The 14,127-nt window shown below is 70.7% G+C and carries 13 protein-coding genes and 1 pseudogene; 6 read left to right on the forward strand and 8 right to left on the reverse strand.

The features are described from left to right. Window positions 1–173 (forward strand): annotated as a pseudogene (locus tag AOK23_RS49465) (S1 family peptidase); the annotation flags it as partial. Between the two features lie 45 nt (window positions 174–218). Here AOK23_RS49465 and AOK23_RS48360 read toward each other — a convergent pair. Continuing rightward, entirely contained in the window at window positions 219–389 is a 171-nt protein-coding gene (locus AOK23_RS48360; protein WP_169800280.1) for a hypothetical protein, read from the reverse strand. Between the two features lie 60 nt (window positions 390–449). After that, window positions 450–1,640: an ROK family transcriptional regulator gene (locus AOK23_RS06935; RefSeq protein WP_055711862.1), complete on the reverse strand. Its 1,191-nt coding sequence runs from the start codon at window positions 1,638–1,640 to the stop codon at window positions 450–452. Between the two features lie 170 nt (window positions 1,641–1,810). On the opposite strand from AOK23_RS06935, the gene AOK23_RS06940 reads away from it, so the two are divergent. Genes AOK23_RS06940 through AOK23_RS06955 form a run of 4 tightly spaced genes read left to right on the forward strand, consistent with a single transcriptional unit; the run spans window position 1,811 to window position 6,316 of the window. Then, window positions 1,811–2,764 carry a carbohydrate ABC transporter permease gene (locus AOK23_RS06940; RefSeq protein ID WP_055711863.1) on the forward strand — a complete coding sequence of 318 codons (954 nt, stop codon included), beginning with the start codon at window positions 1,811–1,813 and terminating at the stop codon, window positions 2,762–2,764. Window positions 2,765–2,782: 18 nt separating this feature from the next. Then, the gene (locus AOK23_RS06945; protein WP_055711864.1) at window positions 2,783–3,730 is read left to right on the forward strand and encodes a carbohydrate ABC transporter permease; all 948 of its coding nucleotides are present in this window, start codon (window positions 2,783–2,785) and stop codon (window positions 3,728–3,730) included. A gap of 10 nt (window positions 3,731–3,740) precedes the next feature. After that, on the forward strand, window positions 3,741–5,084 hold the full coding sequence (locus AOK23_RS06950) for an ABC transporter substrate-binding protein (RefSeq protein ID WP_055711865.1): 1,344 nt from the start codon (window positions 3,741–3,743) through the stop codon (window positions 5,082–5,084). A gap of 29 nt (window positions 5,085–5,113) precedes the next feature. Then, window positions 5,114–6,316 carry a Gfo/Idh/MocA family protein gene (locus AOK23_RS06955; RefSeq protein ID WP_055711866.1) on the forward strand — a complete coding sequence of 401 codons (1,203 nt, stop codon included), beginning with the start codon at window positions 5,114–5,116 and terminating at the stop codon, window positions 6,314–6,316. Between the two features lie 40 nt (window positions 6,317–6,356). Here the strand turns inward: AOK23_RS06955 and AOK23_RS06960 are convergent, their stop codons facing one another. Beyond that, entirely contained in the window at window positions 6,357–7,052 is a 696-nt protein-coding gene (locus tag AOK23_RS06960) for a L,D-transpeptidase family protein (RefSeq protein WP_055711867.1), read from the reverse strand. A 134-nt stretch (window positions 7,053–7,186) separates the two neighbouring features. Here AOK23_RS06960 and AOK23_RS06965 point away from each other — a divergent pair, with 134 nt between their 5' ends. Continuing rightward, on the forward strand, window positions 7,187–7,672 hold the full coding sequence (locus tag AOK23_RS06965; RefSeq protein WP_055711868.1) for a carboxymuconolactone decarboxylase family protein: 486 nt from the start codon (window positions 7,187–7,189) through the stop codon (window positions 7,670–7,672). Window positions 7,673–7,763: 91 nt separating this feature from the next. Here AOK23_RS06965 and AOK23_RS06970 read toward each other — a convergent pair whose 3' ends face one another. From AOK23_RS06970 to pabB, 5 genes are all read right to left on the reverse strand, one after another. Beyond that, entirely contained in the window at window positions 7,764–8,558 is a 795-nt protein-coding gene (locus AOK23_RS06970) for an aminotransferase class IV (RefSeq protein ID WP_055711869.1), read from the reverse strand. A 30-nt stretch (window positions 8,559–8,588) separates the two neighbouring features. Next, window positions 8,589–9,770 (reverse strand): FAD-dependent monooxygenase, encoded by a 1,182-nt coding sequence (locus AOK23_RS06975; protein WP_055711870.1) that lies wholly within the window; start codon window positions 9,768–9,770, stop codon window positions 8,589–8,591. Then, window positions 9,767–11,356: a class I adenylate-forming enzyme family protein gene (locus AOK23_RS06980; protein ID WP_055711871.1), complete on the reverse strand. Its 1,590-nt coding sequence runs from the start codon at window positions 11,354–11,356 to the stop codon at window positions 9,767–9,769. The genes AOK23_RS06975 and AOK23_RS06980 overlap by 4 nt, the downstream gene beginning before the upstream one ends. A 48-nt stretch (window positions 11,357–11,404) precedes the next feature. Further along, window positions 11,405–13,012, reverse strand: a complete 1,608-nt coding sequence (locus AOK23_RS06985; protein ID WP_240496289.1) for a benzoate-CoA ligase family protein — start codon at window positions 13,010–13,012, stop codon at window positions 11,405–11,407. Next, a partial coding sequence (gene pabB, locus AOK23_RS06990; RefSeq protein ID WP_240496290.1) for an aminodeoxychorismate synthase component I occupies window positions 13,009–14,127 on the reverse strand: 1,119 nt, incomplete at its 5' end. The genes pabB and AOK23_RS06985, both read right to left, overlap by 4 nt.

Raw genomic sequence — 14,127 nt, forward strand, 5'->3', positions numbered from 1 at the left:
ACGCGTCCGGTGCCGCGTCGGATCTGATCGACCGCCTCGCCGACCCCCGCAATGTGGGTCCTGGCCTTCTGGTCGTCGCCGGGAGCATGGTCGCTCTGGCGGCGACCCGCTTCATCCGTACGGAACAGGACCGGGCGGCCTACCGCCGCCAGTATTCGCAGACCTGGGGCTGAGCGCCCCGTCACGATCAGCCACGAGGGAGCCGCGGCCGGGGGGAGCTACTGGGCCGCGGCCCATTCGAGGACGAGGCGCTCGTACGTGCTCCGCTGCTCCGTGTTCAATGTCCCGCCGCTCCGGAACCAGAGCGCCCGGATCTCCTCGTTGACCTCGGCGGCCGTGCGTACCGGTCTTTCCGCTCTTTCCAGGACGACATCAGGGGTAGTGGACATGATGTAAACCCTATGTCGTCGGACGTGAAGCCGACGTGAGTAAAGATCCCAGTTCGGACATTACGGACCGTGAAGCTGATCACTCTGCGTGGAGGAGTCGGCGGCCCCGAGTACCAGGACCTGGATGACAAGGACGGCGGCGCCGCGCGCCCAGTCATGGAAGTCGGACACCTTGGTCTCCAGGGGGACCGGTGCGGCGAGGGGGTGCCGGTTGGCGCGGACGGCGTCGTCCACCGCCCGGCCCGCGACCTCCATCAGCCCGACCCCTTCCCCGGCGAGCAGGATCTTCTGCGGCATGACGAAGTTGGCGATCTGGGCCACGAGCGTGCCGAGCGCCCGGCCCGCCTCGCCGACGACGCGCGCGCACATCGGATCGCCGGCCGCCGCCTGCGCGAGGATCTCCTCGTACGTCACCTCACGCCCGGTCGCCGCCTGGACCTGGTAGCGGATGGCCGGGACGGTGAGCATGGCCACGGCGCTGCCGCGTTCGCCGGTGGGGGTGAGCGGACCGTTGGGGTCGATGATCCAGTGGCGTCCGAAGCCCCGGTCCTCCTCGCCGCTGCGGACCCGTGTGCCGCCGAGGACGAGTCCGTAGCCGAGGCCGGCGCCGATGGTGAGGACGACGAAGCGGTCGAGGCCGCGGCCCGCGCCGAACCAGGTCTCGGCCTCGACGAGCGCGGCCACGTCGTTCTCCACGACCACGGGCAGGCCGGTGCGCTCCTCGACGAGTCCGGCGAGCGGGACGTCGCGCCACAGCAGGAAGGGTGACTCGCCGACCACGGCCTGGTGCTCGACGAGTCCGCCGACGCCGATGCCGATGCCCGCGAGGGAGGGGTGGCGGCCGGCGAGTTCCCCGGCCATCTCGGCGAGCAGATCGGCGACCCGCTCGGGCTCGTGGGAGGTGAGCGGGCGGTCGTGCCGGGCGACGATGTCGCTCCTGAGGGTGGTGACCACGCCGTACACCATGTCGTCGGTGATCTTGAAGCCGAGGAAGGTGCGGGACTCGGCGACGATGTCCAGCGGCTGGGAGGGGCGTCCCTGTCGGGTCTCGGGGAGCGCGGCACCCTCGGCGGTCTCGACCAGGAGCCCCGACTCGATCAGCGGTTTGGTCAGCCGGGTGAGGCTTCCCGCGGACAGGCCGAGTCGCCGGGCGAGGTCGGTGCGCGAGAGCGGGCCGTGCACGAGCACCTCGATCGCCACGGCGCGTTCTCCGGCGCTGAGCGGCAGCCAACTGGCAGCGAGAGCGGTCATGGGGTCACACTCCCACACCCTCTTTTTTTCATAGCGGAAGCAACACCACCATCGTAGCGCGCCTCGAACCGCCACCAGAAGATGTCTGCCCACCTCTTGACGGCCGAATATTTTCGCAACGAAAGTAAGTGGCGAGCTTTGAGGCCGAGCCGCCGACGAGGGAGCCTCCGATGACCGTCGCCTCCAGCAGCCCGCCGTCCCGCCTTCCCCTGAGTGGAGCCGAACCCCTGGAACCGACGAAGAAGGGGAGAGCGCGCGCCCGGGGCGACGGCCCGGTCGCGGCCCTGTTCATCGCCCCGGCGATGCTGGGCTTCCTGGTGTTCCTGCTGTGGCCGACCCTGCGGGGCGTCTACCTGAGCTTCACCCGCTTCAACCTGCTCACCCCGCCGCAGTGGGTCGGCCTCGACAACTATGTCCGTATGGTCAACGACCCGATCTTCTGGGACTCGTTGACGGTCACGGTCGAGTACGTCGTCATCAACATCGGGGTGCAGACGGTCGCGGCCCTCGCCATCGCCGTCCTTCTCCAGCGGCTCACCCGGTCCGCCCTGCTGCGCGGGATCGTGCTCACGCCGTATCTGATGTCCAACGTGGTCGCCGGTCTGGTCTGGCTGTGGATCCTCGACACCCAGCTCGGCATCGGCAACGAGATCGTCGGCGCCCTCGGCGTCGACCGCATCCCGTTCCTCGCCGACGAGACCTGGGCGATCCCCACCATCGCCCTGATCAATGTGTGGCGGCACGTCGGCTACACCGCGCTGCTGATCTTCGCCGGTCTCCAGGCGATCCCCGACGACGTGTACGAGGCGGCGCGGGTGGACGGCGCGAGCGAGTGGCGGATGTTCTGGCGGATCACCATGCCGCTGCTGCGCCCCGTGCTCGCGGTCGTGCTGATCATGACGGTGATCGGCTCGTTCCAGGTCTTCGACACCGTGGCGGTGACCACGGCGGGCGGCCCCGCGAACGCGACCAACGTGCTCCAGTACTACATCTACGGCTCCGCCTTCGGCCGCTTCCAGTTCGGCTACGCCTCGGCCATGTCCGTCGCCCTGCTCGTCGTGCTCAGCGCGATCACCGTCCTGCAGTACCGGCTCACCCGGGCCGGCCGGAGCGACCTCGGCTGACGGAAAGGAGACACCGACATGGCCACCGTGACCACACCATCGACCTCGGCCCCCGCGCCCACCCCGGCTCCGGCCGTACGCCCCGCCCGGCGCCGCTTCCCCCTCGGGCGGGCCGCCGCCTGGACCGCGATGGGCCTGATCGTCCTCATCACCCTGCTGCCCTTCTACTGGATCCTGCGCACCGCGCTGTCCAGCAACGCCGGACTCAACGCCGACCCCGCCGACCCGTTCCCCGTGGACATCACCACCAGCGGCTTCGAACGGGCCCTCGGGCTCCAGTCGGCCGAGGAGGCCATCGCCCAGGGCGGGGCGGGCGGCGGGCTCGACTTCTGGCGGTATCTGCTCAACTCGGTGATCGTCTCGACCCTGATCACCGGCTGCCAGATCTTCTTCTCCGCCATGGCCGCCTACGCCTTCGCCCGGCTGCGATGGCGGGGCCGGGACCATGTGTTCGGGCTGTTCCTCGCCGGGCTGATGGTGCCGACCATCTTCACGCTGCTGCCGAACTTCGTCCTCATCAAGGAGCTGCATCTGGTGGACTCGCTGCTCGGCATCGCGCTGCCCAGCCTCTTCATGACGCCGTTCGCGGTGTTCTTCCTGCGCCAGTTCTTCATGAACATCCCGCGCGAGGTGGAGGAGGCGGCGCTGCTCGACGGCGCCGGAAAGATCAAGATCTTCTTCCGGGTGGTCCTGCCGATGGCGTCCACGCCGATCATCACCCTGTCCGTGCTGACGTACATCACCGCCTGGAACGACTACTTCTGGCCGCTGATGGTGTCCTACAGCGACAGCTCACGCGTCCTGACCGTGGCCCTGGCGATCTTCCGGGCGCAGACCCCGGCGACCGGTGTCGACTGGTCGGGGCTCACGGCCGCGACGCTGATCGCCGCGCTGCCGATGCTGGTGCTCTTCGGCTGCTTCGCCCGCCGCATCGTCAGCTCCATCGGCTTCACCGGGATCAAGTGAGGGACCACTGATGCGACTTCGTACGCTGACCGCGCTCGCCGGAGCGCTGACGCTGTCCCTGGTGACCGGCTGCGCGCAGGGCGGCGGCACCGGAGCGTCCTCGAACACGGTGACGTACTGGCTGTGGGACGCCAACCAGCTGCCCGCCTACCAGGCCTGCGCGAAGGGGTTCGAGAAGGAGAACCCCGAACTGGACGTGAGGATCACGCAGTTGGGCTGGTCCGACTACTGGACCAAGCTCACCGCGGGCTTCATCGCCGGCACCCAGCCCGATGTGTTCACCGACCATATCCAGAACTTCGGCCAGTTCGCCGACCTGAAGGTCCTCGAACCGCTCGACGACCTCGGCATCGACGACTCCGCCTACCAGCCGGGGCTCGCCGCCAACTGGATCGGCAAGGACGGACACCGCTACGGCGCCCCCAAGGACTGGGACACCGTCGCCCTGTTCTACAACGCGCGGATGACCGCCGACGCCGGGCTCACGCCCGAGGAACTCAACAGCCTCTCCTGGAACCCCGAGGACGGCGGCACCTTCGAGAAGGCCATCGCCCACCTCACGATCGACCGGAACGGCAGGCGGGGCGACGAACCCGGCTTCGACAGGCACAACGTCAAGGTGTACGGCCTGGCCACGGGCGGCGGCGGCTACGGCGACGGCCAGACCCAGTGGAGCAACTTCGCCGCCTCCGCCGGATGGGACTACCTCGACAAGGCGCGCTGGGGCACGAAGTACCAGTACGACAGCAGGACCTTCCAGTCCGTGATCAAGTGGTACTTCGGCCTGGCCGAGAAGGGGTACATGCCGCCCCTGGCGGACTACAACGTCCAGTCCAACCAGCAGAACACCCAGATCGCCGCGGGCAAGGCCGCCACCGCGTTCGACGGGGCCTGGATGATCTCCACCTACGCCGGCTTCAAGGGCAAGGACATCCGGACCGCCCTGACGCCGGTCGGCCCGACCGGCAAGCGCGCCACCATGATGAACGGCCTCGCCGACTCCATCACCAAGGCGTCCAGGAACAAGGAGGGCGCCCGCAAGTGGGTGTCCTACCTGGCCTCGGACACGTGCCAGAAGGTCGTCGGCGGGTACGGCGTCGTGTTCCCCGCCACCCCGGCCGGCACCGAGGCCGCCGTGGCCGCGTACCGGAAGAAGGGCATCGACGTCTCGTCGTTCACCGAGCCCGTGGCCGACAAGAAGCGCTTCCGGACGTTCTCCTACCCGATCGCCAGCTACTCGGCCGACATGACGGCGCTGATGCAGCCCGCGATGGAGGACATCTACGGCAACGGCAAGCCGGTGAGCAGTCTCGACGAGACCAACGACCAGATCAACCTCATCCTCTCGCAGTGACCTGTCGATCCATGAAGGGCATCTCTTCCATGACGTTCTCCCTCGGCATCGTGGGCGCCGGCCAGTTCTCCGGCCAGTTCGCCACGCTGTTCCAGGCCCACCCCGGTGTCGGCGACGTGTACGTCACCGATCTGCTGCCTGAGCGGGCCGAGCACCTGGTCGCCGCCCAGGGCCTGGCCGGCACCTTCCCCTCGTACGAGGCGATGCTGGAGTCGAAGGCCGTGGACGCGGTCGCGATCTTCACCCAGCGCTGGACGCACGGGCCGCTGGTCCTCCAGGGTCTGAACGCCGGCAAGCATGTGTACTCCGCGGTGCCCATGGCGATCACCACGGAGGAGATCGCGGCGATCATCGACGCGGTCAGGGCGACCGGGCTGACCTACATGATGGGTGAGACCAGTCAGTACAACCCGGCGACCGTGCACGCCCGCAACCAGATCGCCGAGGGCGCCTTCGGGCGGCTGTTCTACGCCGAGGGCGACTACGTCCACGACATGGACCTCGGGTTCTACGAGGCGTACCAGTACAGCGGCGGCGAGAACTGGAAGCAGACCGCGAGCTATCCCCCGCTGCTGTACCCCACGCACTCGGTGGGCGGGGTGCTCGGCGCCTGGCAGACGCACGCGGTGAGCGTCTCCGCGATCGGTGTCGTCGACGGGCGCGGGGACGGGGTGTTCGACAAGGACGTCAGCCAGTTCGGCAACAACTTCTCCAACGCGACCGCGCTGTTCGAGGTGGCGGGCGGCGGCTCGTTCCGTACGAACGAGTTCCGGCGGGTGGGCTACCCCTCGCACATACGGGAGTCCCGTTTCCGGTTCTTCGGGACGGAGGCGAGCATGGAGCAGCTCGCCACGGTGGCGCTGTGGCAGGACAAGAAGGGGGTGAAGGACATCAGCGAGCTGCTCGAACCCAAGCAGACGCTGTCCCCCGACGATCCGTCACTCCAGCACATCGCGCCGGATCTGCGGGCCGCGTTCACCTCCGGTTCGGCGCCGGTGCACGACCGGTCGCGGCTGCCGCGGGCGTTCGACCATCTGCACAACGGCCACGAGGGCAGCCACCACTTCCTGGTGGACGACTTCGTGACCGCCGTGAACTCCCGCACCCTGCCGTCGGTCAACGCGTGGGTGGCGGCCCGCTACACCCTGCCGGGGATCGTCGCGCACGAGTCCGCGCGGCAGGGTGGGGTGCGGTTGGAGATCCCGGACTTCGGGGACGCGCCCGAGGCGTGACGTGCACGGCGGTCCGTGGGGCCGGGTTCCTGGCGGTGCGTCAGGTGCCCGGCTTGCGGCCGTACACGTAGACGTCGTCGCCCTTCTTCAGCAGGGACCAGTACTTCTTGGCGTCGGCGGTGGTCATGTTGGTGCAGCCGTGGGAGCCCGGCGGGTTCCAGACACTGATACCGACGGAGTGGAAGGCCTGGCCGCCGTCGAAGAACTGGCTGTACGGCATCGGCACGTGGTAGATCGACGACACGTGGTCGATGTGCCGCCAGTAGATCTTCTTCAGACCGGTGCGGGTCTCGTAGCCGTCGCGGCCGGTGCGGACGGGCACGGGCCCGTACACGAGCTTGCTGCCGTCCTGGATCCAGCTCAGCTGGAGGGTCAGGTCGACGCAGGCGATGCGGCCCTTGTTGACCGGGCACTTCCCGGCCTTGTTCGGGTTCTTGCCGACAGCCTTCTGCTTGTTCATCAGGTCCATCACGCCCCAGGTGACGGAGCCCGCGTAGCCGATGTTCGGGCTGATGCCGTGCTTGGTCTGGAACGCCTTGATGGCTCGGCAGTCGGCGGCCGACTGCCTGCCGTCGACCGGTCGGCCGAGGAACTTCTCGACCTGCTTCTGGTACGGCCCGGCCGATGTCGTGCAACTCGCCGCCTGTGCGGGCGTCGTGCCCAGCGCGAGCGTGAGCGGTGCCAGCAGTCCGGTGACGGTCAGTGCGATGGCGCCTCTTCTTCCTATGTCCCCCATGGCGGGCCTTTCCCTTTCACGCGTTTTGTAGGTTGTGTGGGGGTAGACAGCCGGCGTCGGCCGGCGGTTGTGGTCCGGGTCGCTTCGAGACGAAACAGTTACACGGCGAGTAATTCGCATATAGAGTTCTCCCCATGAGCAACAGCGATTCCATATCTCGCGTGGCCCTCAAGAAAATCACCCCGGATGTGTCCGCGGCAATGGGCTCCCTGCACTCCGCCGCCGTTTCCGCGGCGCGGGACGCGAAGGTCGAGCCGGAGATCCTCGAACTGATCCGCATTCGCGCCTCGCAGATCAACGGCTGCGCCTTCTGTCTGGACATGCACACCAAGGACGCCCGCGCCCAGGGCGAGACGGAACAGCGGATCTACGCGCTGAACGCCTGGCGTGAGACGCCCTTCTTCAACGCCCGGGAGCGGGCCGCGCTGGCCCTCACCGAGGCTGTGACCTCGGTGGACGAGGGACATGTGCCGGACGACGTGTACGCGGCCGCGGCCGAGGTGTTCGACGACGAGCAGCTCGCGGCACTGATCTGGGCGGCCACCGTGATCAACGCCTACAACCGGATAGCGATCGCGACCCGGATGGTCCCCGGCGCCTATCAGCCGGTACAGAAGTGAAATTTCACAGGTAGTGCGGCACTGAATGCGCCGGGCCGATTTCCATTCGGCCCGGCGCTTGTCCTCGCCCCGTTGCCTCGCTCCCTGTTTCCTATGTTTCGGGAAGCGGCTCCATAATGCTGTCCAGCCATTTCCGCCATTGTGGTGCGTGTACCGCCCGGCCGGCGGTCATGGGTCTGCCGGTCCAGGCGGCGACGGGGCGGATCCCGTGCAGGGCGTTGACGAGCCACACCTCGCGGCCGTCGAGGTCGGCCAGGGAGCGCTCGCGGTGGGCGACCCGGACCCCGGTGCGGGCCGCCCGCTCCAGGACGAGCGCCGTGGTCACCCCGGGCAGGACGGGCAGCCGGGGCGGCGGCAGACAGAGCGTGTCGTCCTCCCACCACAGCAGGCTGGAGTTGGCGGCCTCCAGGACCAGCCCGGACGGGGCGATCAGTACGGCCTCGTCGGCCTGCGCACCGGAGGCCCGGCCGCGCACCCGGGCCAGAGCGTCCAGGTCGGGTCCCTTGCGACGGGGCACGGTGCGCGGGTCGGGCTGCCCGGCCGCCCACACCCGCACCTCGGCACCGAGGGGCGGGGCATGCCGCAGCAGCAGGCGCAACTCCAGTGATCCGGCGGCGAGTTCCACCCGGGGGAACCACTCCCCCGTACGGGGCAGCGCGGCCGTCATGTCCGTCCAGAAGTCGACCACCCGGCCGAGCGGTGGTGCCCCGCACTCGCCGCAGGACCGCCGGAACCGCTCCCGGTGCCGGTCGAAACCGCGCACCCGCCCGTCGCGCAGCAACCAGGAGTCCGCGACGAGCAGCCGCCCGCCCTGGGCCTGACCGGGGGTCAGTCCGTGTTCGGGGGACCAGGTCGACAGACCTTCCGCGATGGCCGGTTGTGTCACTCAGTGCTCCTGTGTTCGTTCGATCCCGGTTCAGTACTTGCGGCCCGCGACGGCCGGGGCGCCGTGCCGGGGGCCGTACGGCGCGTGTTCCAGCCAGGCGCCGCACCGGGGAACGACGGGGGCGAGGGCAGCCGCCGCGCGCTGCTTGACGCGGACGATACGGCGCCGCGGCCGCAGATGGTCCAGGGCGGTGCCCGCGGCGGCGCTGTTGAACAGGCCCGCCGCGCGCCGGACCTCGGCGAAGCCGGCGACGGCCTCGGGCGTGCCGTCGGCGGCCGCCCGGGCGGCCGCCGCCGCGTCGGCGATCCCACTGTTCATGCCGCGCGCCCCGAACGGCGGGAAGAGGTGGGCGGCCTCACCGGCGAGCAGCACCCGGCGGTGCGGGTCGGTGAAGACGGCGGCGACCTTGCGCAGGAAGCGGTAGGTGGAGACCCACAGGACGCGGTCGCCGTAGCCGTCGCCGACGACCTCGGGCAGCCAGCGGCGTACGGCGTCCTCGGTGCCGTACTCCTCGGCCGTGTCGTCGTCCCGGCACTGCAGGTCGAGTTGGAAGCCGCCGGTGAACGGCACGCGCATGACGCTGCGGTGGCCGAGCGCCGGGTGCTCGTAGTGGAAGACCCGCTCCAGGGGCAGTTCGGCTCCGGGGATGTCGGCGACGTCGACGACGACATGGAAGCCCTCGCCGTGGGTGCCCTCCAGGGGGATGCCCAGTTCGCGGCGTACGGCGGAGCGGGCGCCGTCGGCGGCGACGGCGTGCGTCCCTTCCCAGGTGCGGCCGTCGGCGTCGGTGAGGCGCACCCCGGTCGGGTCGGTGTGCACGCCGGTGATCCGCGCGTCCCACACGAACTCCACTCCGGCGTCCTCGCAGGCGGCGAGCAGGAAGCGCTCGGTGTCCACCTGGCGGAGGCTGGTGAAGGGCGGGGTGCCGGTGGGCGGCGGGAAGGTGCGCGCGTAGACCTCGCGGCCCCGGTAGAGGGTGCGCTTGGTGTGCCACGTCTGCCCGTACGCGGCGATCGTCGACGCCAGGCCGGGGCGCATCGACTCCAACAGTTCCAGGGTCTCGCGGTGGACGAACAGGGCGCGGCTGCCCGGGCGTTCGCGTCCCTCGGGGTCGGCTTCGAGCAGGACGACGGGGAGGCCGTGGGCGCGCAGGGCGAGGGCGGCGGAGAGACCGACCGGGCCGGCGCCCACGACGAGTGCCGGCGTCGTCATGTGCGGGCGCCCTCGGTGAGCATGCGGGTGATCTCGACCCGCTTGACCTTCCAGGTGGAGGTCATGGGCAGGTCCTCGAACCGCCACTGCCTCGGCTCGGCCATGGCCGGCAGGTCCGCGGTGGCCTCCTGCCAGCGTCGCGGGTCCAGGGGGCGTTCGCCGCGTACGCAGACCACGGGGACGGGTTCGCGGTCGGCGCCCGGGACGATGACGACCTCGCGCAGCTCCTCCAGACGGGACATCAGGGTGTCCTCGACCTCCAGGTTGCTGTGGACGGAGTCGATCTGGTCGATCTCGCGGTCGATGAGGTGGAGGGCGCCCCAGCGGCTCTGGTAGCCCATGTCGCCCATCTGCCACCAGTGGCCGTCGAGTTGGCGCAGATAGCGTTCGCGGGCGCCGAGGTAGGTGAGGATGCGGCCGCGGGTGCGGGCCTCGATGCGGCCGGGGGTGCCGGGGGCGACCCGGCGGCCCGTCTCGTCGGCGACGCGGACGCGGGTGAAGCCGGGGATGCCGATGCCGACCCGGCGGCCGTCCGCGCGGGCGGCGCTGCGGCGGGTGAACCACTGGAAGGCGACCGGGCCGGTCTCGCTCTGCCCGTACAGCTGGATCAGCCAGGGCGAGCGCCGGTGGGAGGCGTCCAGCAGCCTGCGCACGGTCCGGGGGTGGATGGCGTCGAAGGTGGAGCCGTAGGAGCGGACGCGGGACAGCGGGGCGCCGGGCGCGTCGGCCAGTTCCTCCCACAGCACGAAGGTGTTGGGGTGGGTCTCGACGATGCCGGGGCGGTGGCGGGCGAGGAGCGGGCCCACGTTCGCCGGTTCCGGGTCGAGGATGAGGACCAGCGGGCTGCCGAAGTGCAGCAGGACGCCGAGCAGATGGTAGAAGCGCGAGTGCACGAACGACATGTGCAGCGCGGCGGTCTCGCCCCGGGTGGGCCAGCCCATGGCCTTCTGCGGGACGAGCCGGTTCCACATGGTGTGGGGGCAGTGCACGGCGAGCTTGGGGACGCCGGTCGTGCCGGAGCTGTGGGTGATCAGGGAGGGTTCGCGGGGGTGGAGGCGTACGGCGGCGGGGGTCGCCGCGCCCGCGTACTTCTCCAGCGGTTCGGCCCCCGGGGCGTCGTCGACGGAGAGGGTGCGCCGGACGACGCCGGTGAGGTCGAGGTCCCGCAGCGGGCCGTCGAGCTTGGCGCGGTCGGTGATCAGCCAGGGCTGGTGGAGACGTTCGAGGAGCTGTCCGACGACGGCGCCCGCGAGGCCGGGCGACAGCAGGACGGGGACGGCGCCGATACGGGAGATAGCGCAGGTCAGCAGGACGATGTCGACGTTGTCCGTCTTGTGGACGGCGACCTCCTCGGAGGGGCGTACGCCCGCTTCCCAGAGGCGGCCGGAGAGTTCGTCGACCAGGTCGGCAAGGGTGGCGTACGTGAGGTCGGTCCCGGCGGCGGGGGCGACGTCGAGGGGCCGGTCGAGGGTGACGAAGACCTGCCCGTGGCGGTCGGCGGCCTCCCGGAGCATCGAGCCCAGGTAGAAGCCGCGCCCGGCCAGCACGGGCGGTGCGCTCGGCCCGGCCTGCTGCTGGTGTCGCATGGTGCCCAACCTTTCTGCGGTGGCGGGGGCGGACGTGACGGCCATGGCTCACCACGCCCCTTGGCGGACGAGGTGCCTGCGGAGCTTTCCGGTCGCGGTGCGGGGCAGGGTGGGCACGAAGCTCACGCTGCGGGGGACCTTGAAGGCGGCGAGGTTGTCGCGGGCCTTGCAGATGAGTTCGGCCTCCAGGCCCACCCCGATGGGTGGGACGGGAACGACGAAGGCCCGCAGCCGGCTGGCGCCGCGTTCGTCGGTGACGGCCACGACGGCGACGTCCCGCACCCCGGGGTGGGTGCGCAGCAGGGCCTCCACCTCCAGCGGGGAGACGGTGATGCCGCCGACCATCTCCATGTCGTCGGCGCGCCCCAGGTGCCGGTAGGTGCCGTCGGGTTCGCGGCGGGCCCGGTCCCGGGTGCCCAGCCAGCCGCCGACCAGGGCCCGTTCGGACTCCTCGGGCCGGTTGAGGTAGCCGGGCGTCACCGTCGGCCCGCGCACCCAGAGTTCGCCGGTCTCGCCGTCGGGCACGGGGTTGCCGGCGCGGTCGCGCAGTTCGATCTCGAAGCCGGGGACGGGGCGGCCGACCGTGCCGGGGTGGTTGTGGTCGAAGCCGTTGGCGCAGAAGGCGTGGCCCGCCTCCGTGGAGCCGATCTGCTCCAGGACGGGGGCGCCCAGCAGGTGGGTGACCTGCTTCCCGATGCCGGCGGGCATGCCCTCGCCGGCGGAGATCGCCGCGCGTACCGAGGCGAAGCAGCCCTCGTGCCCGTCGGCCAGGTCGGTGACCAGGGCGGCGTACGCGGACGGCACCGAGTACAGCAGGGTCACACGGTGGCGGGCGACCAGTTCGTCCACGGTCGCGGGGGTGGGTCGGCGGTCGGTGAGGACCGCGCTGGAGCCGGAGAAGAGGGGGAAGACGAAGGCGTTGCCGAAGCCGTAGGCGAAGTAGAGCCGGGAGACGGAGAGGGCGACGTCGTCGGGGGTGATGCGCAGGACCCGGCGGCCGATGAGGTCGTGGTAGGTCCTGGGATCGCCATGGACGTGGACGACACCCTTGGGGCGGCCCGTGGTGCCGGAGGTGTACTGGATGTAGAGCGGGGTGTGGGCGTCCACCGGGTGCGCCGTCCGCATGGGCCGTGCCGTCGCGGTCAGCGCGGTCAGCTGGTCGGAGCCGAGGCGTGGCGCTCGGGGGGCCGCGGGGGGTGTGGTCGTGCGGGCCGGGAGGCTCCGGTCCAGGCCGGGTCCCGTCACCCACAGCACGGCCTCGGTGTCGTCCGCCATGAACTGCAGGTCGGGCGGCGGGAGTTCGGGGTTGACCAGCACCGCGACCGCGCCCAGTCGGGCGAGTGCGAGGAAGGTGGTGACCCAGGTGACGGAGTCCGGCAGGGCCAGCAGGACCCGGTCGCCGGGGCGTACTCCGTGGTCGTGCAGCACGGTGGCCGTGCGGGCCGCGAGGTCGTGGACGGCACCGTGGGTGTGGGCGCGGTGGCCCTGGTGGAAGGCGGGGCGGTCGGTCCAGCCTCGGCGCTCGGCGAGGGCCGCCAGGTGCGCGGCGAGGTTGCCGGGGGCGTTCGCGTCGGCCGGCCGGGACGCGGAGGCGCTCCGCTGGGCGGGGATGGCCGCGGCGGCCTCGATCAGCGTGGGGTGCGGTGTCGTCGTCATCGGGTGCTCTCCTCGGTGACGGCCGGGGCGGAGGCGTGTTCGCGGTGGGCCCGCATGAGTGCCGCGGTCTTCAGAAGCATCTCGTCGTACTCGGCGGCCGGGTCGGAGTCGAGGACGATCGCGCCGCCGGCGCCCAGGTGCATGCGTCCGCCCTGGAACACGGCGGTGCGGATGACGATGTTGAGGTCGGCGCCGCCACCGCAGCCGAGGTAGCCGAGGGCGCCCGAGTAGACGCCCCTCGCCTCGGTCTCCAGGGAGTCGATGATCTCCATGGTGCGCAGCTTGGGCGCCCCGGTCATGGAGCCGCCCGGGAAGCAGGCCCGGACGCAGTCCACGGCGTCGGTGCCCTCGCGCAGCCGTCCCTCGACGGTGGAGACGAGCTGGTGCACGGTGGCGTAGGTCTCGGTGTCCATGAGGCGGGAGACGCGTACGGTGCCGGTCCGCGAGACCCGTCCGAGGTCGTTGCGGAGCAGGTCGACGATCATCAGGTTCTCGGCGCGGGTCTTGGCGTCCGCGGCGAGTCCCTCGCGCAGCCGGTCGTCCTCCTCCGGTGTGGCGCCTCTCGGGGCGGTGCCCTTGATGGGTTTGGCCTCGGCGAGGCCGTCGCGGGTGATCCGCAGGAAGCGTTCGGGTGAGGAGCCCGCGATGTCGAGGTCGCCGAACCTGAGGAAGGCCGCGTACGGGGCGGGGTTGACGCGGCGCAGCGCCCGGTAGAAGTCGTAGGGGTCGTACGGGGCGGGTAAACGGGCCGCGTTGGTGAGACAGACCTCGTAGCTGGTGCCGGCGTGCAGTTCGGCCTTGCAGGCGTCGATGTCGGCGAGGTAGGTGGCGCGGTCGCGCACCAGCCAGGGTTCGGCGGCGCGCGGGTAGGGCGCGGACGACCGCAGCGGCAGGGTGGGGTTCGTGGCGATGAACGTCAGCTGGGCGAGCGCCGTGTCGAGCCATTCGCCGGCCTCGCGGGCGGCGGCCGGGGTGTCCTCGGCGAGGCAGACGGCGTAGGTGTGGCCCTCCTGGTGGTCGACGGCGATCAGCCGGTCCGCGAACAGCCAGCAGGCGTCGGGGGTGTCGGCTGTGTGACGGTTCGGGGAGCCGCTGTCGGCCTTCAGTTCGTAGCC

Origin of the sequence: Streptomyces torulosus (genome assembly GCF_001419765.1) — a bacterium.
Taxonomy (GTDB): Bacteria; Actinomycetota; Actinomycetes; order Streptomycetales; family Streptomycetaceae; genus Streptomyces; species Streptomyces torulosus.

Bases quoted from the DNA above. Each gene is read 5' to 3' on its own strand.
- AOK23_RS06975 (WP_055711870.1), bottom strand. From the start codon at position 9,770: ATGACGACGCCGGCACTCGTCGTGGGCGCCGGCCCGGTCGGTCTCTCC.
- AOK23_RS06965 (WP_055711868.1), top strand. From the start codon at position 7,187: ATGAGCAACAGCGATTCCATATCTCGCGTGGCCCTCAAGAAAATCACC.
- AOK23_RS06950 (WP_055711865.1), top strand. From the start codon at position 3,741: ATGCGACTTCGTACGCTGACCGCGCTCGCCGGAGCGCTGACGCTGTCC.
- AOK23_RS06945 (WP_055711864.1), top strand. From the start codon at position 2,783: ATGGCCACCGTGACCACACCATCGACCTCGGCCCCCGCGCCCACCCCG.
- AOK23_RS06935 (WP_055711862.1), bottom strand. From the start codon at position 1,640: ATGACCGCTCTCGCTGCCAGTTGGCTGCCGCTCAGCGCCGGAGAACGC.
- AOK23_RS06980 (WP_055711871.1), bottom strand. From the start codon at position 11,356: ATGCGACACCAGCAGCAGGCCGGGCCGAGCGCACCGCCCGTGCTGGCC.
- AOK23_RS06985 (WP_240496289.1), bottom strand. From the start codon at position 13,012: ATGACGACGACACCGCACCCCACGCTGATCGAGGCCGCCGCGGCCATC.
- AOK23_RS06960 (WP_055711867.1), bottom strand. From the start codon at position 7,052: ATGGGGGACATAGGAAGAAGAGGCGCCATCGCACTGACCGTCACCGGA.
- AOK23_RS06955 (WP_055711866.1), top strand. From the start codon at position 5,114: ATGACGTTCTCCCTCGGCATCGTGGGCGCCGGCCAGTTCTCCGGCCAG.
- AOK23_RS06940 (WP_055711863.1), top strand. From the start codon at position 1,811: ATGACCGTCGCCTCCAGCAGCCCGCCGTCCCGCCTTCCCCTGAGTGGA.
- AOK23_RS48360 (WP_169800280.1), bottom strand. From the start codon at position 389: ATGTCCACTACCCCTGATGTCGTCCTGGAAAGAGCGGAAAGACCGGTA.